Origin of the sequence: Qipengyuania gaetbuli (assembly GCF_020524765.1) — a bacterium.
In the GTDB taxonomy this organism is placed as follows: Bacteria; Pseudomonadota; Alphaproteobacteria; order Sphingomonadales; family Sphingomonadaceae; genus Qipengyuania; species Qipengyuania gaetbuli_A.
In genome coordinates, this window is record NZ_JAIVLR010000002.1 from 794,940 (window position 1) to 820,336 (window position 25,397).

Genomic DNA, 25,397 nt, shown 5'->3' on the forward strand with positions numbered 1-25,397 from the left:
TATCGAGCCGCGCCCTTTTTCATGCCTAGCCGATATTGGTGATGGCGTCGCATTGCCTGTCGTCGCCCTGCAGGCCGAGGCGGAGCGCCTGGCTACGCTGGGCGCTGGTGCCGTGGGTGAAGTTCTCCGAACTCACGCGGCCCTTGGTCAGCGTGTCGTCGCCGATGGCGGCGGCGGCCTGCATCCCTTCCTCGATGTCGCCCGGATCGATGAGATTGCGGTTCTTGCCCGCCCATACGCCGGCATAGCAGTCGGCCTGCAATTCCATGAGGACGGACAGCTGGTTCGCCTGGCGCGGATTGGCCTGCTGGTACGACCGGATCTGCTGCGAGATGCCCGTAATGGTCTGAATATGGTGCCCGTATTCATGGGCGATCACGTAATAGCGCGCGAAATCGCCGCGATTGCCCGACATCTGCGCCAGCTGGTCGTAGAAATTCACGTCGATGTAGATGCGCTGGTCGGCCGGGCAATAGAACGGACCCATGCCGACCGAACCCCTGCCACACCCCGTGCTGAAGCTCTCGCTGGTGGCAAAGCGTAGCCCCGGCTGCTGGAACTGGTCGCCGTAGCCCTGTTGCTGGAAGGTCTGCTGCCAGGTTTCGTTGAGCGACAGCAGCGCATTGCACGTCTCGGTCGCGTACTGGTTGGAGGAGCAGATCGCGTCCTCGTCCTCGTTCGTCGGTGCCTGCGCGACCTGGCCCTGCTGCATGCCTTCTACCGTCGCGGCGGTCTGCATCGGGTCGAGGCCGAACACGAAATAGCCCAGCGCGGCAATGATGATCGTCCCGCACCCGATACCGCCCGCCTTGCCGACGCCTCCGCCACCCGTGGTTCCGACGTCGATCCTGCTGGTATCGAATGGATTGAGCCGCATTCATGCCTCCCCGAGATTGACCGTGCCGCGCTCCTGCGCGATGGCACCTATGCCTAACACAACACTTGAGGCCAGAAATGTTTCTCGAAGGAAAGCGCGCACTTGTAACCGGATCGACCAGCGGCATCGGCCTCGCCATCGCGCGGGCGCTTGCGGCGGAAGGAGCAGAGGTCGTCCTCAACGGGTTCGGCGACGCAGACGAAATCGCGAAACTGTGCGCGGAACTGGGTGCGACCCACTCCGGCGCGGACCTCACCGATGTCGCCCAGATCGAGGCGATGATGGCCGTTAGCGGCGGCATCGACATCCTCGTCAACAATGCCGGGCTCCAGCATGTCGCCCCGGTGGAGGACTTCCCGGTGGCGAAGTGGGACACGATCGTCGCGCTGAACCTCACGGCCGCCTTCCACACCACGCGACTTGCCGTGCCGCACATGAAGGCCAAGGGTTGGGGACGCATCATCAATACCGCCAGCGCCCATTCCAAGGTCGCGAGCCCTTTCAAGAGCGCCTACAATGCGGCCAAGCACGGGCTCGACGGCTTCACCAAGACGATCGCGCTGGAACTGGCGGCAGACGGCATCACCGCGAACTGCATCAGCCCCGGCTATGTCTGGACCCCGCTGGTCGAAAACCAGATCCCCGACACGATGAAGGCCCGCGGCCTCACGCGCGACCAGGTCATCAACGACGTGCTGCTGGTCAAGCAGGCGACCAAGAAGTTCGTCCAGCCCGAGGAAATCGGCGCGCTGGCCGTCTTCCTGTGCCGCACGGAGGCGCAGAACGTCACCGGCGCGAACTGGAGCGTCGATGGCGGCTGGACGGCGGAGTAACGTCCCCCCACTAGCGCCCGTCACAAACCGTCGTTACATGGGCCGCCACATTCATCCCGGCAGGCGATTCTCAACGTGGCACATCTCGACATTCCCCTCGGCCTTACTTTCGACGACGTTCTCCTGCGTCCGGCCGAGAGCGACATCCTTCCCTCGATGGCGAACACCGCCACGCGGCTGACGCGCGGGATCGAACTGAACATTCCCGTCATCTCGTCCGCCATGGACACGGTGACCGAGGCCGACATGGCCATCGCCATGGCGCAGCTAGGCGGCATCGGCGTGCTGCACCGCAACTTCAAGATCAAGGAACAGGCCGCCGCCGTGCGCGCCGTGAAGCGCTACGAAAGCGGCATGGTGGTGAATCCCATCACCATCCGGCCCGACGCCACGCTGGGCGAGGCGCAGGAAATCATGGCCACCAACCGCATCAGCGGCATTCCGGTGACCGATCTTTCGGGCAAGCTGGTCGGCATCCTGACCAACCGCGACGTGCGGTTTGCCGAAAACCCGCGCCAGCCGGTCAAGGAACTGATGACTACCGAGAACCTCGCCACCGTGCCGCTGGGCACCGGCCAGGACGAGGCGCGCCGCCTGCTGCACCAGCGCCGCATCGAGAAGCTGCTCGTCGTCGACAATGACGGACGCTGCGTCGGCCTCATCACGGTCAAGGACATCGAGAAGGCGGTTGCCTATCCCGAGGCGACCAAGGACGAAAACGGCCGCCTGCGCGTGGCAGCCGCCACTACCGTCGGCGACAAGGGTTTCGAGCGCACCGAGGCGCTGATCGACGCCGAAGTCGACGTCGTCGTGATCGACACCGCGCACGGCCACAACAAGGAAGTTTCCAAGGCGGTCGAACGGGTCAAGAAGCTGTCTAACACCGTGCAGGTGATCGCGGGGAACGTAGCCACCGCAGAAGCCACCCGCGCGCTCGTCGATGCTGGTGCGGACGCGGTCAAGGTCGGCATCGGCCCCGGCTCGATCTGCACCACCCGCGTCGTTGCCGGTGTCGGCGTGCCGCAGCTTACCGCGATCATGGACTGCGCCGAAGCGGCCGAGAAGGCGGGCGTGCCCGTAATCGGCGACGGCGGCCTTCGCACCAGCGGCGATGCGGCCAAGGCTCTGGCGGCTGGCGCGTCGACAATCATGGTCGGCTCCATGCTTGCAGGCACGGAAGAAGCGCCGGGCGAAACCTTCATCTACCAAGGCCGCAGCTACAAGAGCTATCGCGGCATGGGCAGCGTGGGCGCAATGGCGCGCGGCAGCGCGGACCGGTACTTCCAGGCCGACGTTTCGCAGCAGAAGCTGGTGCCCGAAGGGATCGAGGGCCAGGTGCCTTACAAGGGTCCGGCAGCGGCCGTGATCCACCAGCTCGTGGGCGGTATCAAGGCGGCCATGGGCTATACCGGCAGCGCCACGATCGAGGACCTGCGCAAGCGCGCCCAGTTCGTGCGCATCACCAATGCGGGCCTTGCCGAGAGCCACGTCCACGACGTTGCTATCACCCGCGAGGCACCGAACTATCCGACGCGCTAGGCCATGACTCCCGCAGCGCGGGTCCAGACCGCCATCGAGCTGCTCGATGCGATCATCGCCTCGGCGCGCGCCAAGGGTGCGCCGGCCGACCGCATCCTGGCGGAATGGTTTCGCAACAACCGCTTTGCCGGGTCGAAGGACCGCCGCGCCATCCGCGAACTGGTGTTTGCGGCGATCCGTGCCTGCGGTCCGGTTCCGGACACGGGCAGGGCGGCCATGCTGCGGCTTGCGCAGCAGGACCCGAGCCTGTCGGCCCTGTTCGACGGTTCGCAATACGGTCCAGCGATGCTGGGCGAGGGCGAGCCTGTCGCAGAAGGCGGCGTGGCGCCGCGCTGGCTGACTGACCGCCTCGACCGATCGGGCGTCGACGGAGAAGAGGCCACAGCGCTGCTTGGCCGTGCGCCGCTCGACATCAGGGTGAACACGCTGAAGGCGGAGCGCGCGACACTTTCGCTCCCCGCACCGGCCGAGCCGACTGCCGCGCCGCAGGGCCTGCGTTTCGAACCTGGCACGCAGGTCGAGCAATGGGCCGAATGGCGCGAAGGCAAGGTCGAGATCCAGGACACGGGATCGCAGATGGCCTGTCTCGCGGTCGGCGCCGAGCCGGGCGAGACGGTCATCGACCTGTGCGCAGGCGGCGGGGGCAAGACGCTGGCGCTTGCCGCTGCGATGAACAATCTCGGGCGGCTGGTGGCGAGCGATACGGACCGCAACCGCATGTCGGTGCTCGCTCCGCGGGCCGAGCGCGCAGGCGCGAAGAATATCGAGACACGGCTCCTCAACCCGGGACGCGAAATGGAAGCGCTGGCGGACCTCGCCGGCCAGGCCGATGAGGTGCTCATCGATGCGCCGTGCTCCGGCACGGGCACATGGCGGCGCAATCCCGAAGCGCGCTGGCGGCTCGACGACAAGGAACTGGAGCGGCTCACCGCTATCCAGTCGCGCTTGCTCGATATCGCTGCCGGTTTGCTCAAACCGGGAGGCAGGCTGGTCTATGTCACCTGTTCGCTGCTCGACGAGGAAGGGGCAGGGCAGTTCGACGCCTTCCTCGCGCGCACCGGGGACTTCCGTGCGGTCATTCCGGAGCTACCGGCAGGTCGTCAGCGCGGGCACGGAATCCGGCTCACGCCGTTCCATGACGGGACCGATGGATTTTTCATCGCCCGTGCAGAAAAGTCGTGTTAGCCTTTGGAAATGGCCGATCTGCGCCCATCAGTGAACCGGTCCCTTACGGAGACAATCATGCGTTTTGCCCCCGCCGCTAGTGCCCTGTCGCTTGCCTTCGCACTCACGGCCAGCGTCAGCTGGGGTAACGAACGCAATCCCGAACCGCGGGCCGGCGTGCTGATCGCTCAGGGGCAGGCTGCTCTCGAAGCAGGCGACACGCAGGGCGCGATCGACGCGTTCGAAGCGGCGCTGGCGGTGGACCCGGGTCACACGCCGATCTTCATCCGCCTTGCAGAAGCGGCTCGTGCCGAAAACCTTCAGGGCAAGGCGATCCGCTATTACCGCGAAGCGCTGGACCGCGATCCCAAGAACCTTGCCGCGCTTGCGGGAGAAGGGGCTGCGCTTGCCGAAAAGGGCGCGGTCGAAAAGGCACGCGCCAAGCTTGCCGAAGTCCGCTCGCTGTGCGGCGACAGCTGCGCTGAAACGCAGCGCCTGACTGCGGCAATCGCCGCCGGTCCGCGCACGCCGGTCTTGACCGCCGAAGCCAAGCTGCCCGACGCGCAGCCGGTCCAGTCGAACTAGACGTTCAGACCAGTTCGCGGAAGGCTTCGACCACCGCGCGATAAACCCGCTTCTTGAACGGGACGATCAGCTCCGGCAGCTGGTCGGGCTCGGCCCATTTCCAGTCGCAGAATTCGGGCGGATCATGCGCCTCCAGGTCGATGTCGGCATCCTCCCCGGAAAACCGGGCGAGGAACCAGACCTGTTCCTGTCCGCGATACTTGCCGCCCCACAGCTTGCCGATGAGTTCTTCCGGCAGGTCGTAGCGCACGGGCTCCTTCATCCGGTCGATGATCGCCACGTGTTCAGCGCGCGCGCCGGTTTCCTCGGCCAGTTCGCGCAGCGCCGCTTCGTGAAGGTCCTCGCCCTCGTCGACGCCGCCCTGCGGCATCTGCCACCAGTCACCTTCCTTGTTGTCGATCCGCCGGCCCACGAAAACGCGTCCGTGTCCATTAACCAGCATCACGCCCACACAGGGCCGGTAGCCGAGTTCGCTCACCTGTATCGCTCCACCATCAGCTTGATTGCATCGAGGAAGGCATCGAGATCCTTCTGCCCGCTCGGTATAGCCTTTCTCAGCGTGGTAAAGCCGTGAATGATACCGGGGAACTCGAGATAGACGACCTCGGTACCCTGCTTGATCAGGTGGGCGGCGTATTCGCGGCCCGAATCGCGCAGCGGGTCGAGACCGGCGGTGCAGACCACAGTCGGAGGCGTATTGCTGCAATCGCCGACCATCGGGGTATGCCGCGGGTCGCCGGCATCGCCGCCATACTGGTCGGTGAACCACGCCATGGCCGCGCGGGTCAGCAGGAACCCCTCGGCAAAGTCTCGCAGAGAGCTGTGGTGCGTCGTGTCGCTCGCCACCGGATAGATCGGCGCCTGGACGATCACGGGCACCTTGGCCGGTTCGTTGACCAGCTGGTTGGTGGTGACGATCGTCAAATTGCCGCCAGCGCTATCGCCGGTGATGACGAGGCCGGTAATCTCGCGCCCCAGTTCGGCAGGCGAGGCCGCGACCCAGCGCGCGGCCGCCTCGCAATCGTCGGGTGCGGCGGGGAAGGGGTGTTCGGGCGCAAGCCGGTAATCGACCGACACGACCGGCAGGTCCAGCTGGTGGGCGATTTCGGTGCAGAGCGAATCGTAAACCTCGAGATCGCCGATCACGAAGCCGCCACCATGGATGAAGATCACGCAGGGGCCGGCCTCGCGGCTGTCGCGCGGATCGTAGAAGCGCAGCGGGATGTCGCCGACCGGTCCCGGGCAGGTCAGGTCCTTGCGAACGGCCATCGGGCGGGCGGGAGCTTCGGCGATCTGGCCCATGGCGCGCATCTGGTTGCGCCCTTCCACCGCGCCGACTTCCTCGACCCCCTTGCCACCGATCTGCTCGAGCATGTCGAGAAATCCACGCACATCGTCGCGCACGAAGTGTTCGGTATCGGCCATCGCTATTCTCTCCCATTCGTTTCGAATTGAGACTTAGCGCGTCGGCAGCGCTTTTCCACCGGGCTTTTTGGCGCTAGCAGAGAAACTTCATTGCGAGAGGAAGGGGCGGCTCCTAGGTGCCGCTCCGAACGGAAAAGCGCCGCCGGGTGCGGCGCGCGACAAGGATAAGATTGGATGGCAACAGCCGCTCCCGATAGCGTCGGCTCGCCGCAGGACGGCATCCCCGCAAGCCCCGAAGCCATCGTGGTCCGGTTCGCCGGCGACTCCGGCGACGGCATGCAGCTCACAGGGGGGCAGTTCACGCTGTCGACCGCGCTGGCCGGCAACGACCTCGCCACGTTCCCGGATTTCCCGGCCGAAATCCGCGCGCCGCAGGGCACACTGTTCGGGGTTTCGGCCTTCCAGATCAATTTCGGCAGCCGCGAGATCAATACGGCGGGTGACGCTCCCGACGTGCTGGTCGCGATGAACCCGGCCGCGCTCAAGGTGAACCTCGCCGCGCTGAAGCCGGGCGGGCTGATCATCGCGGACACCGGCGCCTTCACCAAGCGCAACCTCGACAAGGCGCATTACGATGCGAACCCGCTCGAGGATGGCAGCCTTGCCAAGTACGACGTGCTGGCCTTCGACATCAGCGAAAAGACCATCGAGGCGGTGAAGCCCTACGGCCTCGGCAACAAGGATGCGCTGCGGTCCAAGAACATGTGGACGCTCGGCCTTGCGCTGTGGATGTTCGACCGCGACCGCGCGCCGATCCATGACTGGCTGCGCGCCAAGTTCAAGTCGAAGCCCGACATCGCCGATGCAAACATCGCTGCGCTCGATGCCGGCCATGCCTATGGCGAAACCGCCGAGCTGGCAGGTCCGCTGAAGCAGGTCCATGTCGATCCGGTACCCAGCGCGCCGGGCCTCTATCGCACCGTCACCGGCGCCGAAGCGGTCAGCCTGGGTCTCGTTGCGGGCGCACAATTGGCTGAACTGCCGATGTTCTTCGGCGGCTACCCGATCACGCCTGCATCCGCGATTTTGCACCACCTTGCCCGGCTCAAGGAATTCGGCGTCACGACCTTCCAGGCGGAAGACGAGATCGCCGCGATCTGTGCCGCCATCGGGGCGAGCTATGCCGGCCAGCTGGGCGTCACTTCGTCGTCGGGTCCCGGCATCGCGCTGAAGGGCGAGGCGATGGGCCTTGCCATCATGACCGAACTGCCGCTGGTGATCGTCAATTCGCAGCGCGGCGGTCCGTCGACCGGCCTGCCGACCAAGACCGAGCAGAGCGATCTCTACCAGGCCGTCTATGGCCGCAACGGCGACGCGCCGATGCCGGTTATTGCCGCGCGCAGCCCGTCCGATGCGTTCGAAGTCGCGATCGAGGCTTGCCGCATCGCGGTCGAGTACATGACGCCCGTCATGCTGCTGACCGACGGCTACATCGCCAATGCCGCCGAGCCGTGGAAGGTGCCGGATCCGGCCGACTACGCGCCGTTCCCGGCCAAGTTCCTCGAAGAGAAGAACGACGGCGACCGCCTGCTTCCCTACAAGCGCGACGAGAAGGGCGCACGCCCTTGGATCAAGCCCGGCACGCCCGGACTGATGCACCGCATCGGCGGGATCGAGAAGCACGAGCTGACCGGGAATATCGACTATTCGCCCGACAACCACCAGCGCATGACCGACCTGCGCAAGGGCAAGGTCGACGGCGTCGCCGTGCCCGACCAGGACGTCTGCCTCGGCAATACGAAGGGCAAGCTCGCCGTGGTCGGCTGGGGTTCGACCTTCGGCCCGATCCACCGCGCGGTCGACAATTCGATCCGAAAGGGCCTCGACGTCAGCCACATCCACGTGCGCCACATCTGGCCGCTGCCGAAGAACCTCGGTGATTTGCTGCGCGGTTTCGACCACGTGCTGGTGCCGGAAATGAACACCGGCCAGTTCAAGACCGTGCTGCGCGACCAATACCTGATCGACGCCCAGCCGCTGACCAAGACCAGCGGCCAGCCGTTCCAGATCGCCGAACTCGAAGCCGAGATCGCCAAGTTCTTCGACGGCGTCCCAGGCAACGAAGGCGGGCAGGTTCCCGCCAACGACCAGCAGCTTCCCAGCACCGAAGGAGGTGCAGAATGAACGCCCCTGCCAAATTCGAGACCACGCTCAAGGACTGGGAAACCGACCAGGAGGTCCGCTGGTGCCCCGGTTGCGGCGACTATGCCATCCTGAAGGCAGTGCAGCGCACGTTGCCGCAGCTTGGCGCGAACCCGGCCAACACCTGCTTCATCAGCGGCATCGGCTGTTCGAGCCGGTTTCCCTATTACATGGAAACCTACGGCTTCCACACGATCCACGGCCGCGCACCGGCGTTCGCGACGGGGGCGAAGCTCGCCAATCCCGATCTCGACATCTGGCTGGTGACCGGTGACGGCGACGGCCTGTCCATCGGCGGCAACCACCTGATGCACGTGCTGCGCCGTAACGTGAACATGCAGATCATGCTGTTCAACAACGAGATCTACGGCCTCACCAAAGGCCAGTACTCGCCCACCAGCCGCGAAGGCACCAAGTCGCCTTCGACCCCGCTGGGCAGCGTCGACCATCCCGCCCGCCCGGCTGCTTTCGCGCTGGGTGCAGGCGCGCGCTTCGTCGGCCGCGGCTTCGACGTGTCGAAGAACCTGCCCGACGTGCTGATGGCGGCCCATGCCCACCAGGGCGCGGCCTTCATCGAGATTTTCCAGAACTGCATCGTCTACAACAAGGACGTGTTCGACGATTTCGCCGCGCCCAAGGGTGCGGAAGACCGCCAGCTCTGGCTCGAAAACGGCAAGCCCATGCTGTTTGCCGGCGACACCAAGGGCATCACGCTCGACCGCGAGAAGCTGACGCTGGACGTGGTCGACGTGGTCGATGGCGACTGGGAGGCGGCAGGCGTGATCGTCCACGACGTCACCAACCGCTCGATCGCGCACATGCTGGTCGAAATGCCGTTCGGCCCGTTCCCGATGGCTCTCGGCGTGCTCTACGACGATCCGCGCCCGACTTTCGAAAGCGCCGTGATCGCAGAGCGTGAGCAGGCGAGCGCGGGCAAGGAAGCCAATCTCGCCAAACTGCTGGGCAAGGGCCAGACCTGGACCGTCAGCGGCACGGCGCAGGATCCGGTCTGATCAGGCCGGGTCCTTGCCCGGCTGTTCCATCTTCCGCCTGTCCTGAAGCCTGGTCGCCACCAAGCCCATGGCGAGCGCCCATGCCGCGCCCACGGTCCACCCGCCGAGTACGTCGGTGGGATAATGCACGCCGAGATAGAGGCGGGTGAAGCCGATGGTCAGCACCAGCAGCGCCGCCACGCCGATGATGAAGAGCCGCGTCCGCCGTTCCTCGAAACTACGCGAAATCATCACGGCGAGCGTGAGATAGATGATCGCGCTGTTCATCGAATGGCCGCTCGGAAAACTGAGTGAGGTGACTTCCACCAGATGCGGCACCGCTTCGGGGCGCGCGCGGGCAAATAGCGCCTTCAGCAGCGCCCCGAACAGCGCGCCGCCGCCAGTGGCAAGCGCGGTGTAGAACGCCTGCCTCACGCGACCGCGCGTCAGGAGGAAAGCGACCGCAAGCGCGGACACCAGCGTCAGCACGGTCACGCCCCCCAAGGCCGTCAGGTCGCGCATGGCAGGCAGCAGCCAGTCCGGACCGATCGGTGTCGACAGGTCGCCGGGCGTGCGCAGCGCCCGCAGGAACCCCGTGTCGAAGGCCTTCGTCTCGCCTTCGGCCATCTCGTCGGCAAGGCTGATGAAGCCCGCTGTCAGCGCCGCGCCCAGCGCAAGGCCGATGAGGAGCTTCTGTTCGCGGTGAATGTATGTCTTCAGGCTGGAAAGCTGCACGGGAATTCCTCTAGGACGACCCGACCGCAACGAGCGAAGCTGCGGATATTTCCACGAAGGAGAGGTCGCCTGGACAATCTTACCCATTCGCTGGTCGGTGCGCTGATCGGCCAGGCAGGGCTGAAGAAGAAAACCGGGCTGGCGATGCCTGCGCTGATCATCGGGGCGAACCTGCCCGATGTAGATGCGGCCTGCCTGTTCTGGCTGGAAGGGGTCGAGCACCTCGGCTTCCGTCGCGGCATCACCCACGGACCGCCCGCGCTGCTGCTGCTACCGTTATTGCTGGCCGGCCTGCTTTACGGATACGACCGCTGGCAGGCGAAGCGCGGCACGCGGCCCCAAGGGCGACTGCCGGTCGATTTCAAATGGCTCTACCTCGTCAGCCTGATCGGGTGCCTGACCCATCCGGCGCTCGACTGGATGAACGTCTACGGCATCCGCCTGCTGGAGCCGTTTTCCTCGCGCTGGTTCTATGGCGATACGCTGTTCATCATCGACTTGTGGCTGTGGGCGCTGCTGGGCTTTGCGACATGGTTTTCCCTCCGGCGCGAGAAGCGCGGCCGCGCGTGGCAAGGCCCGGCCAGGGCCGCGCTTGCCGCCATGCTCGCCTATATCGGCGTGAACCATGCGATCACGCGGCAGGCGGAGGCCGAGCTGCGCGAAAGCCCGACCGGAACCGATGTCGTCATCGCCAGCCCGGTGCCATTCTGGTTCTGGCAACGCGAGATGATCTCCGGCGGCAACGGGCTCTACACGCTGGACGAGGATACGAGCTTGCCCGGCGTGCCTCTCGACCGGTGCGACCTGATGACGCCTTACACGTTCAATTCGCAGGTCCGCGCCTTCCTGTTCTGGTCGCGCACGCCCTATATCGTGCCGCGCGAAGACGGCACGCTGTGGCTGCAAGATGCCCGCTTCTCCGACCCTCGCGCCAGCGGGCGCTTCGAAGTGCAACTGCCCTCCGATGCCTGCCCGGGAATTCGCACGGAACCGAGGGCGTAGTGACCTCGTTCCCCTCGCAAAAGGGGTTTCCATGAGTTCACCACAGATCGTCTGGTTGCGGCGCGACTTGCGCATGGCCGACCAGCCTGCGCTCCATGCCGCGGCCAAGGCCGGGCCGGTTATCTCGGTCTATGTGCTCGACGACGAGCGCGCGGGCGACCACGCCTATGGCGGTGCGTCGCGCTGGTGGCTGCACCATTCGCTGGAATCGCTCGGTCGTTCGCTGGGCGCTCGCAAGTCGCAGGTCGTGCTGCGCAAGGGCGATGCGCCGCAGGTGCTGGCGGCGCTTGCCGACGAGACGGGTGCGTCGTGCATCCACGCGATCCGCCATTACGAGCCCTGGTGGAAGGAGGCGGAGGACGAACTGCGCGATGCGCTGGGCGAGGGGCGCAATCTGTGCCTTTATGACGGGAATTACCTGATGCCGCCGGGCAGCGTGACGACCGGCTCGGGCGATCCTTACAAGATCTACACGCCGTTCTCGAAGGCGCTGCTCGAGCACATGCCCCCGCGCGATGTGCTGGGCGAGCCGGAGACCATCCATTCGCCCGATGCCTGGCCCGATAGCGACGCTCTGGAAGACTGGGACCTGCTGCCGACCAAGCCCGACTGGGCGGGTGGATTCCGCGCGTTCTGGGAAGTCGGAGAGGCCGCGGCGTACGACCGGCTCGACTGGTGGGCTGACCGCGTGGGCGACTATGACGAGGGGCGTAACCTGCCTTCGGAAGACATCACCTCGCGCCTGTCGCCGCATCTCCACTGGGGCGAGCTGAGCCCCGCGCAGGTCTGGCACAAGCTCAAGGACAAGCGCTCCGACGGGTGGAAGACTTTCGGCAAGGAGATCATCTGGCGCGATTATGCGCAGAACGTGATCGACCAGTTTCCGGACTATCCCAAGGAAAGCTACCGCGACTACGACGAGCGCACCTTGTGGCGAAACCCGAACGCCGGTCACCTGATCCAGCAGGACCTTGAATGCTGGCAGAAGGGCATGACGGGCTACCCGGTGGTCGATGCCGGGATGCGCCAGCTGTGGCAGACCGGCTGGATGCACAACCGCGTGCGGATGATCGCGGCAAGTTTCCTCGTGAAGCACCTGCTGATCGACTGGCGTTTCGGCGAACAATGGTTCTGGGACTGCCTCGTCGATGCCGATTACGGCAATAACGGCGTCAACTGGCAGTGGATCAGCGGTACGGGCGTCGACAGCAACATGTTCGTGCGCATCATGGCGCCGCTCACCCAGAGCGAGAAATTCGATGCGGCGGGTTACATCCGCGAATACGTGCCGGAGCTGGCGCGGCTGTCCGATGCCGAGATCCACGATCCGCCCGACCACAAGCGCGGCAAGTATCCGAAGAAGATGATCGGCCACAAGGAAGCGCGCGAGCGGGCGCTGGAGGCGTACAAGTCGGCCAAGTCGTAGCGGACTTGTCGCAGGCGCGGCTGCGCGCCATAGCGCGGGGCATGGACATGCCTACCAGCCAGCGCGGACGGGACCTCATCGAAGGCGCACGGCCCTTTGCCCGCAAGCCCGGCCTGCTGGCGCGGCTGGTCGCCCCCGGCTTCGGCAAGATCCTCGACCGCATCGACGCGGCGCTGGTTTCGGGCACGATCCATGCGACGCTGCCCGATGGCAGCATGCGCACGCTCGGCGGCCGCGCAGGAGGTTTCGAATGCGAGGTCGAGCTGCGCAGCTGGAATGCGCTGGTGCGGCTTGCCAGCAATGGCTCGGTCGGCTGGTACCAGGCGTGGGAGACGGGCGAATGGTGGAGCCCCGATCCGGTCCCGCTCTTCGCGCTGTTCATGCAGCACGCGGCGCGGCTGGGCGATACGGCGCGGGCCAAGGGGCCGTTCCGCCACGGGCTCAAGCTGGCGCACCTGTTCAACCGCAACACGCACGAGGGCGCGCAGAAGAACATCTCGGCACATTACGACCTCGGCAATGATTTCTACGCCGCATGGCTCGACCCGACGATGAGCTATTCCTCCGCGCTCGATGTGCGCGATGACGGCATCGAGGCGGCGCAGCGGCGCAAGTGGGACGCGCTGGCGTCACGCCTCGGCGACCCCGCCTCGCTGCTCGAAATCGGCTGCGGCTGGGGCGCGCTGGCAGACTTTTTCGCGTCGCGGGGCAGTGACGTCACGGCGATAAGCCTGTCCGACGAACAGCTGTCCTGGGCAAGGGCGCGCCACAGCGCTGCCGTCGATTTCCGCAAGCAGGACTACCGCGATACGGCAGGCCGCTACGACGCCATTGTCAGCGTCGAGATGGTCGAGGCGCTGGGACGCGAATACTGGCCGACCTTCATGGACTGCATTGCACGGAACCTGAAACCGGGCGGGCGCGCGGCGATCCAGTATATCTCCATGCGCGACGAGCTGTTCGACGATTACGCGAAAAGCGCGGATTTCATCCAGGCCTATGTCTTCCCGGGCGGTCTGCTGATCCGCACCAGCGAATTCCGCCGCCTTGCGGAAGAGCGGGGGCTTGCATGGCATGACCAGGCCGATTTCGCGCTCGACTATGCCGAAACACTGCGCATCTGGCGTGAGCGGTTCGACCATGCCGAGCAGGCGGGCGAGCTGCCGCCGGGCTTCGACGTGCGGTTCTGCAATCTATGGCGCTATTACCTGATGTATTGCGAAGGGGGATTCCGCGGCGGCGGGATCGATGTCCACCAGGTCACGCTGGTGAAAGAGGGAGAGGGCAAATGAGGATTCGTTCGGTTCTTGCATCGATGACGGCCATCGCGCTGTGCGGGTGCGCTGCGGGCTACGATGCCACGCAGACGGTACACGTGCATTCGGCGCCTGCAGTGACGCAGTCGACCCCGGCCCAGATGGCGAGCCTCGACCCGTCCGATTCGATCCTGTTCTGGAACGATGCGCGCCGCTCTGCCGCCTTCCGCAGCATGGAGACGATGTTTCCCGGGCTGGAAGTCGCTCCGGCATCGCAGACCCGTCACCTCCCCGACGGCAAGGCGCTGAGCGCGGATCAGCAGGCTGCCGTGCGCGCCTTCATGGCCGAGACCTCGGCTGCAGGCGTGATGGTGCTGCAGGATGGCAAGGTCCGGTTCGAGGACTACGCGCTGGGCCTTAACTCCAGTGACCGCTGGACCAGCTTCTCGGTCGCCAAGAGCTTTACCTCGACCCTTCTGGGCGCAGCGATCCAGGACGGGCACATCGAGAGCGTCGATACGCCCGTGACCGCGATCATTCCCGCACTGGCAGGCACGGCCTATGACGGCGTCACGGTCGGCCAGATCGCCATGATGACTTCGGGCGTGGCGTGGAACGAGGATTATACCGATCCCGACAGCGACGTGGCCAAGATGCTCGCCATCGCGCCGGTCGAAGGCGAATCGCAGGCCGTCACCTATGCCCGCACATTGAAGCGCGAGGCACCGGCGGGCCAGAAATGGGTCTACAAGACGCTGGAGACCAACCTCCTTGGCCTGATCGTGGAGGAAGCGACGGGCAAGTCGCTGGCGGCCTATTCGGCGGAGAAGATCGTCGATCCGGCAGGCTTTGCTGGCGGTCTGTTCTGGATGCAGGACCTCACCGGCGGGAATATCGGCGGCTGCTGCCTGTCGCTGCGCCTGTCCGACTATGCGCGCTTCGGCCAGTTCGTGCTCGAAGGCGGTGACGGCGTGGTGCCGGAGGGCTGGTTCGCCGAGGCAGGCGCACCGCAGGTTTCCTTCGCGCCGCGCGCGCCGGGCTTCGGCTATGGCTACCAGTGGTGGGCCTATCCGGGCGGCAATTACGGGGCGCAGGGCATCTTCGGGCAGGCGATCACCATCGTCCCCGAAAAGAAGCTCGTCGTCGCCGTGGTCAGCAACTGGCCGACCGCGACCAGCAGCGAAAACCGCGCCAAGGCGCAGGCACTCGTCGCAAAGCTGTCGGAAGGGGCGGACTAGGCCGCCTTACGAGTGGTGGCGGAGGCCGCGAAGGCACACCGCCACCGACGACGATACCGGACGAAGGTTCAGGCCAGCGCCCAGAGGTCGCCGCCAATGCGTCGGTCTTGTCGCCTTCCCGTAGGCTGTCAGTAAGGGCGGTAGGCGCCTTCGCCGCTGTATCGGGCGAGGATGTTGTCGTGGACGATCGGGCTCAGCAGCTCGCTGAACGCGCAGCCGACCATGCAGTTTTCCCACCAAACGACCTGCGCCTGCAGCGATTCGAGGCCGGGGAGGGTCAGCCAGCACATCTGGCCTTCGTGCATGCGGTTGATCGCCGCTGCCGAGAAACCGGAGATCGACAGATCGTGGACCACCGTCTGGAAGGCGCGTCCGCCGCTGGCGCGCAGCTGGCCGGGAATGGTCAGCTTGGTACGCGGCGCGCACCGGTCTTCCTGTGCTGCGACAGTGTAGCGATCCTGGGTCTGGTAGCTCATATCCGGCACCTTGCTTGAGACTGAAATCCGAAGGGCACGCCCGGGTAAAAACGCGCGCGGGTTATGTGTCGGAATCTCTCTCAGCAGGATTACGGAAGTTTCGCCGGATGTGGTTAACCTAGCTTTCGATCCGCTCTCGGTGACGGGTCGCGAAATCGTTAACGAGCAGCTCGACCAGGCGTTCGCCCACGGCTTCGGGCGGTTTGACCGTCTGCGGGTCTTCGCCGGGATAGGCCTTGGCGCGCATTGCGGTGCGGGTCGCGCCGGGATCGATGATCGACACGCGAACGCCCGAAATCTTTTCGACCTCCTGCGCGTAGGAATCGAGCAGATTGTCGAACGCGGCCTTGGTCGAGCCATAGGCGGACCAATAGGCGCGGGGGGTTTCGCCGACACTGCTGGTCAGGCCGATCACCCGGCCGGCGTCGGCGCGCTTCAACAGCGGGTCGAAATTCGCCAGCAGTGCCTGCGTCGCCAACACGTTGATCGTCATTGCCTGGCTTAACTGCTTTCCGTCGATCTGCGTAACCGGTGTAAGGGTCGGCAGATAGGCTGCTGAAATCACGAGGATATCCAGCTTGTCCCAGCGTCCGGCAATGGCCGAGGCGAGGCGGGCGATGCCGTCGCTTTCGGCAAGGTCGACAGGGGCGATGGTGGACTGGCCGCCGGTTTCGTGGATGCGGTCTTCCACCGCTTCCAGCGCGCGCACGTCACGGCCGGTGAGGACCACGTGCGCGCCTGCTTCGGCGAGCGCGACGGCGCTGGCCGCGCCGATGCCCTTGCTCGCACCCGTAACCAGGGCGAGTTTACCCTCGAGCGGTTTCGTCATGTCAGGCGACCTTGTTTACCGGAAAGGCGAGCTGCTTCTGCTTGTCCTCGCGCTTGGCGAGGTCGGTCAGCGAGGTGGGATAATCGCCGGTGAAGCAGGCGTCGCAGAATTGCGGGCATTCCTTATTGCGCGGCTTTTCGCCGACCGCGCGGTAAAGCCCGTCGATGGAGACGAAGGCGAGGCTGTCCGCCTTGATGAATTCGCGCATCGGTTCGAGATCCATGCGCGCGGCCAGCAGCTTGGAGCGTTCGGGCGTGTCTACGCCGTAGAAGCAGCTGTATGCGGTCGGCGGGCTGGCGACGCGGAAATGCACTTCCTTGGCGCCTGCATCGCGCATCATCTCGACGATCTGCATCGAGGTGGTGCCGCGCACGATCGAATCGTCGATCAGGACGATGCGCTTACCTTCCACCAGCATGCGGTTGGCATTGTGCTTGCGCTTCACGCCTGCATGGCGTGCGCCGTCGGACGGCTGGATGAAGGTGCGCCCGACATAGTGCGAGCGGATGATGCCCAGTTCGAACGGAATGCCCGAAGCCTGCGCATAGCCGATGGCCGCAGGAACCCCGCTGTCGGGCACGGGCACGACCAGATCGGCCTCGACCGGCTTTTCCTTGGCCAGCTCGGCGCCGATGGCCTTGCGCGCTTCGTAGACGCTTCGCCCGGCAAAGAAGCTGTCGGGACGGCTGAAATAGACGTGTTCGAAGATGCACGGGCGCGCACGGTGCGTTCCGAACGGATGGATCGAATCGATATTGCCGTCGTAATCGACCTTGATCAGTTCGCCTGGTTCGACCTCGCGGATCATTTCGGCGCCGACCACGTCGAAGGCGACGCTTTCGCTGGCAAAGGCGGTCGCATCGCCGATCCGGCCCATGACGAGCGGACGGATGCCGAGCGGGTCGCGGCAGGCGATCATGCCTTCGGGCGTCATCACGATCAGCGCATAGGCACCTTCGAGCAGGCGCAGCGCATCGACCAGACGGTCGACGATGGTCGGGTAACGGCTGGTGGCGACGAGGTGGATGATGACTTCGGTGTCCGAGGTCGACTGGAAGATCGCGCCGCGCTGGACCAGTTCCTCGCGCAGCGTGCCCGCGTTCGAGATATTGCCGTTGTGCGCGACGGCGAAACCGCCGCTGGCAAGGTCGGCATAGAGCGGCTGCACATTGCGCAGGCCTGCGCCGCCGGTGGTCGAATAGCGGACGTGGCCGGCAGCCATGTGGCCGGGCAGTTCGGCAATGGCGTCGGCGGAAGAGAAGTTCTCGGCCACGTGGCCGAGGCCGCGGCGGGCGCGGAATTCGGCGCCGTCCCAGGCGACGATCCCGGCAGCTTCCTGCCCGCGATGCTGGAGCGCGTGGAGGCCAAGCGCGGTGGCCGCCGATGCATCGGCAGCGTTGATGACGCCGAACACGCCGCATTCCTCACGCAGCTTGTCGCCATTCTCGTCGAGGAAAGGGTGGGTGAGGTTCCCAAGGGGCGTATTCACAGGGTGCTGTCCGCGCTGCCAACCGATGGCGGTCCAATGGCGATGTTACGGCCCGATTACAAGGGCGATGACGGCGGTAACAGTGGACCGGATGCGGCAATTCATTGCACGGCCAGCAATCCCTGCCTAAACGCGGCAGGCAACGGACAACGACAGACAAGAGCCGCCTTGATCCTCTCTCCCTTCGAACGGACCATCGCCAAGCGCTACCTGCTTCCCGGCAGGAGCGAGGCGTTCATCGCGCTGGTCGCGGGCATATCCATCACCGTCGTCATGCTGTCGGTCGCCATGCTGGTGATCGTGATGAGCGTGATGAACGGGTTCCGCGCCGAACTGCTCGACAAGATCGTCGGCCTCAACGGCCACGCCATCATCCAGGCCTATGGCGGACCGATGGAAGACTGGGAGGAAATCCTCCAGGAAACCCGCCAGACGCCCGGCGTGGTGGAGGCCAGCCCGCTGATCGAACAGCCGCTGCTGGTGACCTTCAACGGCCGGGCGGAAGCGATCCTGCTGCGCGGCAATACGGCGCAGGACATTCGCGAACTGGGCGAGAAGACGCTCGGCGGCAACATGGATTCGCTCCAGCCCGGTTCGGGCAAGGTCGCGATCGGTGCGCGGCTTGCGGAGAACATCGGCGCGCGGGTGGGCGACACCATCACGGTCATCAATCCGCAGGGCCGTTCGACGCCGTTCGGCACCGTGCCGCGCCAGATCGGCTACGAGATCGGGGCGATCTTCGAAATCGGCATCTACGACTATGACGGCGCCTTCGTCGTCATGCCGATGCAGGATGCGCAGACCCTGCTCCTGATCGGCGACAAGGTCGGCATGATCGAGGTGAAAGTGACCGATCCGGACGAGGTCGAGGATATCCTCGAACCCGTGCAGGCGCAGCTTGCCGGGCGCGCGGTCATCCAGACCTGGAAAACCATCAACGCGACCCTGTTCGAGGCGCTTCAGGTGGAGCGCGCCGCCATGGCTTTCGCCTTGAGTTTCATGGTCCTGGTGGCTGCTTTCAATATCCTGTCGAGCCTCGTGATGCTGGTCCGCGCCAAGACGCGCGACATCGCCATCATGCGCACGATGGGCGCGACACGGCGCAGCCTGACCAAGATTTTCGTGACCACCGGCTTTACCGTGGGCGCGCTGGGCACGATCGCCGGCCTCATCCTCGGGGCGCTGGTGCTGGGCTTCCGCGAACAGATCGTGTCGGCCATCAGCTGGCTGACCGGCGCCGACCTGTGGGATCCGCAGGTCCGCTTCCTCAGCACCATCCCGTCGAAGCCCGATCCGGTCGAAATCGCCATGATCGTCGGCCTTGCGCTGGTGATGAGCTTCCTCGCCACGCTCTATCCGGCGCTCAAGGCTGCCAGCACGGACCCGGTACAGGTGCTTCGCTATGAATAGTCCGGTCGTCGAACTCAGGGGCCTGACCCGCAGTTTCGAGCAGGGCGGCGAGCGCATCGATGTGCTGCGCGGCGTCAACCTGCGCATCATGCCCGGCGAGATCGTGGCGCTGCTCGGCCCTTCGGGTTCGGGCAAGTCGACCATGCTGCAGGCCGTGGGCCTGCTCGAAGGCGGGTTCGGCGGCGAAATCGTGATTGCCGGCCATTCGGCGGAGAAATCCGATGCCAATGCGCGCACGACGCTGCGCCGCAACCACCTCGGCTTCGTCTACCAGTTCCACCATTTGCTGCCCGATTTCGACGCGCGCGAGAACGTCGTCCTGCCGCAGCTGGTCGCGGGCAAGCCGCGCGAAGAGGCGGAGGCGAGGGCGGAGGAACTCCTGCGCTCGCTCGGCCTCGGGCACCGCCTGACGCATCGGCCGAGCCAGCTTTCGGGCGGCGAGCAGCAACGCGTGGCGGTCGCCCGCGGGCTCGCCAACCGGCCTGCGCTCGTGCTCGCCGATGAACCCACGGGCAACCTCGACGAGGCGACCTCGGACAAGGTCCTAGAGCAGTTCCTCGCGCTGGTGAGGGGAGAGGGCAGTGCGGCGCTGGTCGCCACGCATAACGAGCGCCTCGCAAGTCGGACGGACCGCGTTGTCCGCCTCCACGACGGCGTGCTGGAATAGCGGACCCGCAAAGCGTTTCGAGCGTTGGTCAGGCAAGGAGATTTGCCATGACCGACCATCCCAGCACTTATAAGGCCGAAAACACAAATCGCGAGGGAATCCAGTGGGATGACCGCGCGACTTTGCACCGTACCGGTGATGGCGACGGCGTGCTCGACGATGCGAAGAGCCTGCGCAGCGGCACTTTCGCCGAACTGATCGGTCACGTCATGCTGATGCCGGAAGGCGAACGGGCCAATTACTACATCGAGAAGGCCGGCGACCGCGAATTCCACGCGGAGGAAATCGCCAGCCTCTCGCGCCGCGACGATTTCCCGCGCTCGTAGCGCACCGTCGCCACTCCATCGAACGCGGCTTGGGCGAGCATGGCACCTGTGCAAGCCTTCTTGCAGGAGGGATGAGCCATGTTCTCTACATCGATTGCCTTGCTGCTTGCCCAAGCTGCGAGTGCTGCCGTGTCGCCGTCACCCCCGCCATCGTGCGAGGGCGCGAAATACGAGGCTTTCGATTTCTGGGTCGGCGAGTGGGTGGTAACGCCTGCCGCCGGCGGGGACGCGGTGGCCGACAGCCGCATCGAGAAGGTGAGCGCTGGCTGCGCGATCCGCGAAACCTGGATGCCCTATCGCGGGCGGCACGGAACCAGCCTGTCCGCCTATGACCCTGCAACCGGCAACTGGCACCAGCTATGGGTCGGCGGCGCGCCGGGCCGCGTGTTCTTCGACGGCGGTCCCGCGGAAGGCAGCATGGTCCTGACCGGCTATTGGGGGCAGGACGCCGCAGGCAATTCGCAGCTTGTGCGCATGACCTACTCGGTGCAAGGCGACGGCTCGGTCCGGCAATACGGGCAGGCCAGCAGCGATCACGGTCGAAGCTGGAGCGACAGTTTCGACTTCATCTACCGCCGCAAGGACACCGCCGAATGACCACGATCGCCGATTTCACCGTAGCCGACAACAAGGGCCGCGAGGTCGATCTGTCGGAAAAGCTCGGCAAGGTGCTGCTGGTCGTCAATACTGCCAGCAAGTGCGGCTTCACGCCCCAGTACGACGGGCTGGAGAAGCTGTACCAGGACTACGGCGACAAGGGCTTCGAGGTCATGGCCTTCCCCTGCAACCAGTTCGGCAACCAGGAACCGGGCGATGCCGACGAGATCGAGCAGTTCTGCAAGGTCAATTTCGGCCTGACCTTCCCGCTGATGGCGAAGGTCGATGTGAACGGCGACAATGCGAGCCCGCTGTTCGACTGGATGAAGAGCGAGAAGCCGGGCCTGATGGGGTCGAAGTCGATCAAGTGGAACTTCACCAAGTTCCTCATCGACCGCGAAGGCAATGTGGTGAAGCGTTACGGCCCCAACGATGCGCCCAAGGCCATCGCCAAGGATATCGAAAAGCTCCTGTAACCTCAGCCGCGCCGGGACGAAGTCACCACCATGCTAGCCGATCTCAACCAGTGGTTCCTCTCGCTCGGCGCCGAATACGGCGTGAACCCGTACATCTTCGGCGCGATATACGTGGGGGCGATCCCGTTCTTCCTCGCCTCGATGACGTGGCTGGTGAAGCGGGCGCGGGCCAAGCGGTCGACCGTCGTGCCGACGCTGTGCGCGGGCTTCTGCTTCGTTTCGGCCTACCTCTATCTGGCCATCGCAGGGCGCAATATCCCGGTCTGGGTGTGGATCTTCCTCGGCGTGCTCATCGCCTATGGGGCGTGGTCGACCATCCGCGATGCACGGCGCAAGATCGCGGCGATTTCGGACGACTGATTTTCTCCACTGTCTGTGGAGAATAAGCGCGGCTTGCCGCTTCCAGTTTGGGCGCCGAGTTCCTACTCTGGCCCGATGCCCTACAAGCCCTTCGTTCCCCTGCGCGTGCTGTCCGCCTATTCGATGCTCGAAGGGGCGATCGATCCCAAGGCGATGGCCAAGCTGGCGAAGGAACGCGGCTTTCCCGCCATCGCGATTGCGGACCGCAACGGCCTGTACGGCGCGGTCATGTTCGCCAATGCCTGCAAGGCCGAAGGCGTGCAGCCGATCATCGGCACACTGCTGGGCGTGGCGCGCGACGAGGAAGGGCGCATCGTCGATTACCTGCCGCTCTATGCGCAGGACGAGGTGGGCTACGACAATCTCTGCCATCTCGTCAGCCGCGCGCATCTCGACCGCCCGCTGGAATTCGAACCGCACGTCCGCCTGTCCGACCTCGAAGGCCATACGGACGGGTTGATAGCCCTGACCGGCGCTAGTGAGGGCGGCGTCACCCGCCTGCTCGCCGAAGGGCAGGTCAGCCACGCCGTCGCCATGCTGGACCGGCTGCAGGCGCTGTTCCCCGGCAGGCTCTACATCGAACTGGCCCGGCGCGGGAACGAGGCGGAGGAGGCAGCCGAAAACGCGCTGATCGATCTCGCCTACGAACGCGATCTCCCGCTTGTCGCGACGAACCCTGCGAACTTCGCCGAACCGCACATGTACAAGGCGCATGACGCCATGCTGTGCATCGCCAATTCGACGCATGTCGATGCGGAGGAACGGGCCAAGTCCAATCCCGAAGCCTATGTGAAGACCGCGCACATGATGGAAGAAGGCTTTGCCGACCTTCCCGAAGCGGTTTCCAACACCCTCGTCATCGCCCAGCGGTGCGCTTTCGCGCCGCCTTACCGCAATCCCATCCTGCCCAGCCTTGCAGGCGACCTCGAAGGCGAGGCGCGGATGCTGGAAGAGGATGCACGCAAGGGTCTAGCGAAGCGTCTCGAACCCTATGGCGAGATGTCGGACGAGGAACTCAAGGTCTATGTCGACCGGCTCGATTACGAAGTCGGCATCATCAACCAGATGGGTTTTCCCGGCTACTTCCTGATCGTTGCCGACTTCATCAAATGGGCGAAGGATCAGGACATTCCCGTGGGGCCGGGGCGTGGTTCGGGTGCAGGCAGTCTCGTTGCATGGGCGCTGACGATTACCGATCTCGACCCGATCAAGCTGGGTCTGCTGTTCGAACGCTTCCTCAACCCCGAACGCGTGTCGATGCCCGACTTCGATATCGACTTCTGCGAAACGCGCCGCGGCGAGGTGATCCGCTACGTGCAGGCCAAGTACGGCCACGATCACGTCGCGCAGATCATCACCTTCGGTAAGCTGAAAGCGCGCGCCGTGCTCCGCGATACGGGCCGTATCCTCCAGATGAGCTACGGCCACGTCGACCGTATTTGCAAAATGGTGCCGAACCATCCGACCGACCCGTGGACCCTGCCGCGCGCGCTCAACGGGGCGGCGGACTTCAAGGCCGAATACGACAACGACAACGAGGTGAAGCGCCTCGTCGACCTGGCGATGCAGCTGGAAGGCTTCCCGCGCAACAGCTCGACCCACGCGGCCGGTGTGGTGATCGGCGACCGGCCACTGGCGAAGCTGGTGCCGCTCTACCGCGACCCGCGCTCCGACATGCCGGTGACGCAGTACGACATGAAGAATGTCGAAAGCTCCGGCCTCGTCAAATTCGACTTCCTCGGCCTCAAGACCCTGTCGGTGCTCAAAAAGGCGACCGATCTGCTGAAGAAGCGCGAGATCGACATCGACCTGTCGCAGCTGCCGCTCGACGACCCGGCGGTCTACGACCTCATGAAGGCGGGTAACACGGTCGGCGTGTTCCAGCTGGAATCGGAAGGCATGCGCCGCACGCTGACCGCGGTGAAACCGACCAATTTCGGCGACATCATCGCGCTCGTCTCGCTCTATCGCCCGGGCCCGATGGACAACATCCCACTGTTCGGCAAGCGCAAGGCGGGCGAGGTCCCGATCGAGTATCCGCACCCCAAGCTCGAGGGTATCCTTGCCGAAACTTACGGCATCTTCGTCTACCAGGAACAGGTCATGCAGGCCGCGCAGATCCTCGCCGGATACTCGCTCGGCGATGCAGACTTGCTGCGCCGTGCGATGGGCAAGAAGGTCCAGGCGGAAATGGACGCCCAGCGCGAACGCTTCGTGGCCGGCTGCAAGGACGTGTCGGGCATCGAGAAGGCCAAGGCCAACGAGCTGTTCGACTTGATCGACAAGTTCGCCGGCTACGGCTTCAACAAGTCGCACGCCGCCGCCTATGCGCTGCTTGCCTACCAGACGGCGTGGCTGAAGGCGCATTACCCGGAAGAATTCTTCGCCGCGTCGATGTGCTTCGACATGCACCAGTCGGAAAAGCTGACCATTTTCGTCGACGATGCGCGGCGGCAGGGCATCGCGGTCGAACCGCCGTGCCTCAACCGTTCGGAAGCCGAATTCACCGTCGAGCAGACCGATGACGGTTACGCCGTGCGCTATGCGCTGGCAGGCATCCGCAACGTCGGCGAAAAGGCGATGGAGGCGATCGTTGCCGAACGCGAGGCGGCCGGCCCGTTCGAAAGCCTGCAGGACCTGTTCGAGCGCATTCCCAAGGGCTCGCTCAATTCCCGCCAGCTGGAAGCGCTTGCCTGCGCAGGCGCGCTCGATGGGCTGGAACCCAACCGGGCGAAAGTGTTCGAGAATGCCGACATGCTGCTCGCCGTGGCCGACGCTGCCGAGCGCGAGCGCAGCAGCGGGCAGGCGGCCCTGTTCGGCGGCGAGGACCAGCCCGGCGAAACTCTGCGCCTGAAAGAGGTCGAGGACTGGCCGCGCGCCGAACGCATGGCGCGCGAGCGCGAGAATTTCGGCTTCTACTTCTCCGCCCACCCGGTCGCGGCCTGGAAACAGGTCGCATCGGCTAATGGCGCGCGTTCCTACGCTTCGCTCATGGCAGGCGGCGCGCCTGCCGGCGGGCGCTCCAACGCGGTGATGGCGGCCATGGTGGAGAAGGTGAACAAGGGTACCACGCGCCGCGGCAAGCCCTTCATCCGCGCCGATTTCTCCGATGCTTCCGGCCAGTTCAGCGCGGCCTGTTTCGAGGAAGGCATGGTCGAGAAGTTCATGAAATGGGCGGAAGACCAGACCTGCGTGCTGCTGCAGGTCGAACTCGATTCCCCGAGCCCTGACGAACCGCCGCGCATCACCGTGCGCGGAGGCACGCCGCTGGCCGAAGTGCGGGGTTCCATGCCGATGATCATGACGCTCGACGTGCTCGACGGTTCGGCGCTGGAAGAGCTCAAGGCGGAATTGCTCGCGGCCATAGGCGGGCAGGACGAAGTGCTGGTGACGCTACGGACCGGCGAAGCGGCCGATCCGGTCATGCGGCTGGGGCGCAATTTCTCTCTCGACGGCGAACTCGCCGAACGCTTGGCAAGCGTGCCGAGCCTTGCCAAGGTGCAACTCGACAAGCGGCGAGGCGGGGCACACCTGCGACTCGTCAACTGAGTTG

Annotated in this window: 24 protein-coding genes; 17 read left to right on the plus strand and 7 right to left on the minus strand. The window is 65.1% G+C overall.

Annotated features, from left to right (window positions below; genetic code table 11):
- Positions 1-25: 25 nt before the first annotated feature.
- Positions 26-877: a neutral zinc metallopeptidase gene (locus LC083_RS12400; protein ID WP_226700646.1), complete on the minus strand. Its 852-nt coding sequence runs from the start codon at positions 875-877 to the stop codon at positions 26-28.
- A 77-nt stretch (positions 878-954) separates the two neighbouring features.
- On the opposite strand from LC083_RS12400, the gene LC083_RS12405 reads away from it, so the two are divergent.
- The 4 genes from LC083_RS12405 (at position 955) to LC083_RS12420 (ending at position 4,998) form a co-directional block, all read left to right on the plus strand.
- Positions 955-1,710, plus strand: coding sequence for a 3-hydroxybutyrate dehydrogenase (locus LC083_RS12405; protein ID WP_226700647.1), 756 nt, complete (start codon positions 955-957; stop codon positions 1,708-1,710).
- 75 nt (positions 1,711-1,785) lie between these two features.
- On the plus strand, positions 1,786-3,249 hold the full coding sequence (gene guaB, locus LC083_RS12410; protein WP_226700648.1) for an IMP dehydrogenase: 1,464 nt from the start codon (positions 1,786-1,788) through the stop codon (positions 3,247-3,249).
- Between the two features lie 3 nt (positions 3,250-3,252).
- Positions 3,253-4,434 (plus strand): RsmB/NOP family class I SAM-dependent RNA methyltransferase, encoded by a 1,182-nt coding sequence (locus LC083_RS12415; RefSeq protein ID WP_226700649.1) that lies wholly within the window; start codon positions 3,253-3,255, stop codon positions 4,432-4,434.
- 57 nt (positions 4,435-4,491) lie between these two features.
- Positions 4,492-4,998 (plus strand): tetratricopeptide repeat protein, encoded by a 507-nt coding sequence (locus tag LC083_RS12420; protein ID WP_226700650.1) that lies wholly within the window; start codon positions 4,492-4,494, stop codon positions 4,996-4,998.
- Between the two features lie 4 nt (positions 4,999-5,002).
- On the opposite strand, the gene LC083_RS12425 is transcribed toward LC083_RS12420, so the two are convergent.
- Together LC083_RS12425 and LC083_RS12430 are read right to left on the minus strand one after the other, a co-directional pair.
- Entirely contained in the window at positions 5,003-5,440 is a 438-nt protein-coding gene (locus tag LC083_RS12425) for an RNA pyrophosphohydrolase (RefSeq protein ID WP_199800481.1), read from the minus strand.
- 32 nt (positions 5,441-5,472) lie between these two features.
- Positions 5,473-6,423, minus strand: coding sequence for an alpha/beta hydrolase (locus LC083_RS12430; protein WP_226700651.1), 951 nt, complete (start codon positions 6,421-6,423; stop codon positions 5,473-5,475).
- A gap of 174 nt (positions 6,424-6,597) precedes the next feature.
- Between LC083_RS12430 and LC083_RS12435 the strand changes: the two genes are divergently transcribed.
- Together LC083_RS12435 and LC083_RS12440 are read left to right on the plus strand one after the other, a co-directional pair.
- Positions 6,598-8,547 carry a 2-oxoacid:acceptor oxidoreductase subunit alpha gene (locus LC083_RS12435; protein WP_226700652.1) on the plus strand — a complete coding sequence of 650 codons (1,950 nt, stop codon included), beginning with the start codon at positions 6,598-6,600 and terminating at the stop codon, positions 8,545-8,547.
- The gene (locus tag LC083_RS12440; protein WP_160606958.1) at positions 8,544-9,578 is read left to right on the plus strand and encodes a 2-oxoacid:ferredoxin oxidoreductase subunit beta; all 1,035 of its coding nucleotides are present in this window, start codon (positions 8,544-8,546) and stop codon (positions 9,576-9,578) included. The genes LC083_RS12435 and LC083_RS12440 overlap by 4 nt, the downstream gene beginning before the upstream one ends.
- Here the strand turns inward: LC083_RS12440 and LC083_RS12445 are convergent, their stop codons facing one another.
- A complete protein-coding gene (locus LC083_RS12445; RefSeq protein WP_226700653.1) occupies positions 9,579-10,292 on the minus strand; it encodes a phosphatase PAP2 family protein in 714 nt (237 codons plus the stop codon).
- A gap of 120 nt (positions 10,293-10,412) precedes the next feature.
- On the opposite strand from LC083_RS12445, the gene LC083_RS12450 reads away from it, so the two are divergent.
- From LC083_RS12450 to LC083_RS12465, 4 genes are read left to right on the plus strand one after another with little or no spacing between them, the layout of a single operon-like run.
- The gene (locus LC083_RS12450; RefSeq protein WP_413469462.1) at positions 10,413-11,294 is read left to right on the plus strand and encodes a metal-dependent hydrolase; all 882 of its coding nucleotides are present in this window, start codon (positions 10,413-10,415) and stop codon (positions 11,292-11,294) included.
- Between the two features lie 31 nt (positions 11,295-11,325).
- On the plus strand, positions 11,326-12,720 hold the full coding sequence (locus LC083_RS12455) for a cryptochrome/photolyase family protein (RefSeq protein WP_226700654.1): 1,395 nt from the start codon (positions 11,326-11,328) through the stop codon (positions 12,718-12,720).
- Positions 12,721-12,761: 41 nt separating this feature from the next.
- Complete coding sequence (locus LC083_RS12460) at positions 12,762-14,012, plus strand: SAM-dependent methyltransferase (protein WP_226700655.1); 1,251 nt, start codon at positions 12,762-12,764, stop codon at positions 14,010-14,012.
- Positions 14,009-15,214, plus strand: coding sequence for a serine hydrolase domain-containing protein (locus LC083_RS12465; RefSeq protein WP_264187276.1), 1,206 nt, complete (start codon positions 14,009-14,011; stop codon positions 15,212-15,214). Before LC083_RS12460 ends, LC083_RS12465 begins: the two co-directional genes overlap by 4 nt.
- A 128-nt stretch (positions 15,215-15,342) precedes the next feature.
- On the opposite strand, the gene LC083_RS12470 is transcribed toward LC083_RS12465, so the two are convergent.
- The 3 genes from LC083_RS12470 to purF all read right to left on the minus strand — a co-directional run bounded on the left by LC083_RS12470 (position 15,343) and on the right by purF (position 18,008).
- A complete protein-coding gene (locus LC083_RS12470; RefSeq protein WP_160606966.1) occupies positions 15,343-15,690 on the minus strand; it encodes a PilZ domain-containing protein in 348 nt (115 codons plus the stop codon).
- 118 nt (positions 15,691-15,808) lie between these two features.
- A complete protein-coding gene (locus tag LC083_RS12475) occupies positions 15,809-16,519 on the minus strand; it encodes an SDR family NAD(P)-dependent oxidoreductase (protein WP_226700656.1) in 711 nt (236 codons plus the stop codon).
- 1 nt (position 16,520) lies between these two features.
- Positions 16,521-18,008, minus strand: coding sequence for an amidophosphoribosyltransferase (gene purF / locus LC083_RS12480; protein WP_226700657.1), 1,488 nt, complete (start codon positions 18,006-18,008; stop codon positions 16,521-16,523).
- Between the two features lie 168 nt (positions 18,009-18,176).
- On the opposite strand from purF, the gene LC083_RS12485 reads away from it, so the two are divergent.
- From LC083_RS12485 to dnaE, 7 genes are all read left to right on the plus strand, one after another.
- A complete protein-coding gene (locus LC083_RS12485; RefSeq protein ID WP_226700658.1) occupies positions 18,177-19,418 on the plus strand; it encodes a lipoprotein-releasing ABC transporter permease subunit in 1,242 nt (413 codons plus the stop codon).
- On the plus strand, positions 19,411-20,085 hold the full coding sequence (locus LC083_RS12490; RefSeq protein WP_226700659.1) for an ABC transporter ATP-binding protein: 675 nt from the start codon (positions 19,411-19,413) through the stop codon (positions 20,083-20,085). Before LC083_RS12485 ends, LC083_RS12490 begins: the two co-directional genes overlap by 8 nt.
- A 47-nt stretch (positions 20,086-20,132) precedes the next feature.
- Entirely contained in the window at positions 20,133-20,411 is a 279-nt protein-coding gene (locus LC083_RS12495) for a hypothetical protein (protein WP_226700660.1), read from the plus strand.
- 129 nt (positions 20,412-20,540) lie between these two features.
- Complete coding sequence (locus LC083_RS12500; RefSeq protein ID WP_226700661.1) at positions 20,541-21,008, plus strand: hypothetical protein; 468 nt, start codon at positions 20,541-20,543, stop codon at positions 21,006-21,008.
- Positions 21,005-21,484 (plus strand): glutathione peroxidase, encoded by a 480-nt coding sequence (locus LC083_RS12505; RefSeq protein WP_226700662.1) that lies wholly within the window; start codon positions 21,005-21,007, stop codon positions 21,482-21,484. Before LC083_RS12500 ends, LC083_RS12505 begins: the two co-directional genes overlap by 4 nt.
- Positions 21,485-21,514: 30 nt before the next feature.
- Positions 21,515-21,844 carry a hypothetical protein gene (locus tag LC083_RS12510; RefSeq protein WP_160606978.1) on the plus strand — a complete coding sequence of 110 codons (330 nt, stop codon included), beginning with the start codon at positions 21,515-21,517 and terminating at the stop codon, positions 21,842-21,844.
- A 75-nt stretch (positions 21,845-21,919) separates the two neighbouring features.
- The gene (gene dnaE / locus LC083_RS12515) at positions 21,920-25,393 is read left to right on the plus strand and encodes a DNA polymerase III subunit alpha (protein WP_226700663.1); all 3,474 of its coding nucleotides are present in this window, start codon (positions 21,920-21,922) and stop codon (positions 25,391-25,393) included.
- The last annotated feature ends 4 nt before the right edge of the window (positions 25,394-25,397 follow it).

Excerpts from the sequence above, each read along its gene's own strand:
- LC083_RS12455 (WP_226700654.1), top strand. The coding sequence starts at position 11,326 with ATGAGTTCACCACAGATCGTCTGGTTGCGGCGCGACTTGCGCATGGCC.
- LC083_RS12475 (WP_226700656.1), bottom strand. The coding sequence starts at position 16,519 with ATGACGAAACCGCTCGAGGGTAAACTCGCCCTGGTTACGGGTGCGAGC.
- LC083_RS12420 (WP_226700650.1), top strand. The coding sequence starts at position 4,492 with ATGCGTTTTGCCCCCGCCGCTAGTGCCCTGTCGCTTGCCTTCGCACTC.
- LC083_RS12465 (WP_264187276.1), top strand. The coding sequence starts at position 14,009 with ATGAGGATTCGTTCGGTTCTTGCATCGATGACGGCCATCGCGCTGTGC.
- LC083_RS12505 (WP_226700662.1), top strand. The coding sequence starts at position 21,005 with ATGACCACGATCGCCGATTTCACCGTAGCCGACAACAAGGGCCGCGAG.
- dnaE (WP_226700663.1), top strand. The coding sequence starts at position 21,920 with ATGCCCTACAAGCCCTTCGTTCCCCTGCGCGTGCTGTCCGCCTATTCG.
- LC083_RS12495 (WP_226700660.1), top strand. The coding sequence starts at position 20,133 with ATGACCGACCATCCCAGCACTTATAAGGCCGAAAACACAAATCGCGAG.
- LC083_RS12415 (WP_226700649.1), top strand. The coding sequence starts at position 3,253 with ATGACTCCCGCAGCGCGGGTCCAGACCGCCATCGAGCTGCTCGATGCG.
- LC083_RS12460 (WP_226700655.1), top strand. The coding sequence starts at position 12,762 with ATGGACATGCCTACCAGCCAGCGCGGACGGGACCTCATCGAAGGCGCA.
- LC083_RS12510 (WP_160606978.1), top strand. The coding sequence starts at position 21,515 with ATGCTAGCCGATCTCAACCAGTGGTTCCTCTCGCTCGGCGCCGAATAC.
- LC083_RS12490 (WP_226700659.1), top strand. The coding sequence starts at position 19,411 with ATGAATAGTCCGGTCGTCGAACTCAGGGGCCTGACCCGCAGTTTCGAG.
- LC083_RS12405 (WP_226700647.1), top strand. The coding sequence starts at position 955 with ATGTTTCTCGAAGGAAAGCGCGCACTTGTAACCGGATCGACCAGCGGC.
- LC083_RS12470 (WP_160606966.1), bottom strand. The coding sequence starts at position 15,690 with ATGAGCTACCAGACCCAGGATCGCTACACTGTCGCAGCACAGGAAGAC.
- LC083_RS12440 (WP_160606958.1), top strand. The coding sequence starts at position 8,544 with ATGAACGCCCCTGCCAAATTCGAGACCACGCTCAAGGACTGGGAAACC.
- LC083_RS12430 (WP_226700651.1), bottom strand. The coding sequence starts at position 6,423 with ATGGCCGATACCGAACACTTCGTGCGCGACGATGTGCGTGGATTTCTC.
- LC083_RS12425 (WP_199800481.1), bottom strand. The coding sequence starts at position 5,440 with ATGCTGGTTAATGGACACGGACGCGTTTTCGTGGGCCGGCGGATCGAC.
- LC083_RS12400 (WP_226700646.1), bottom strand. The coding sequence starts at position 877 with ATGCGGCTCAATCCATTCGATACCAGCAGGATCGACGTCGGAACCACG.
- LC083_RS12435 (WP_226700652.1), top strand. The coding sequence starts at position 6,598 with ATGGCAACAGCCGCTCCCGATAGCGTCGGCTCGCCGCAGGACGGCATC.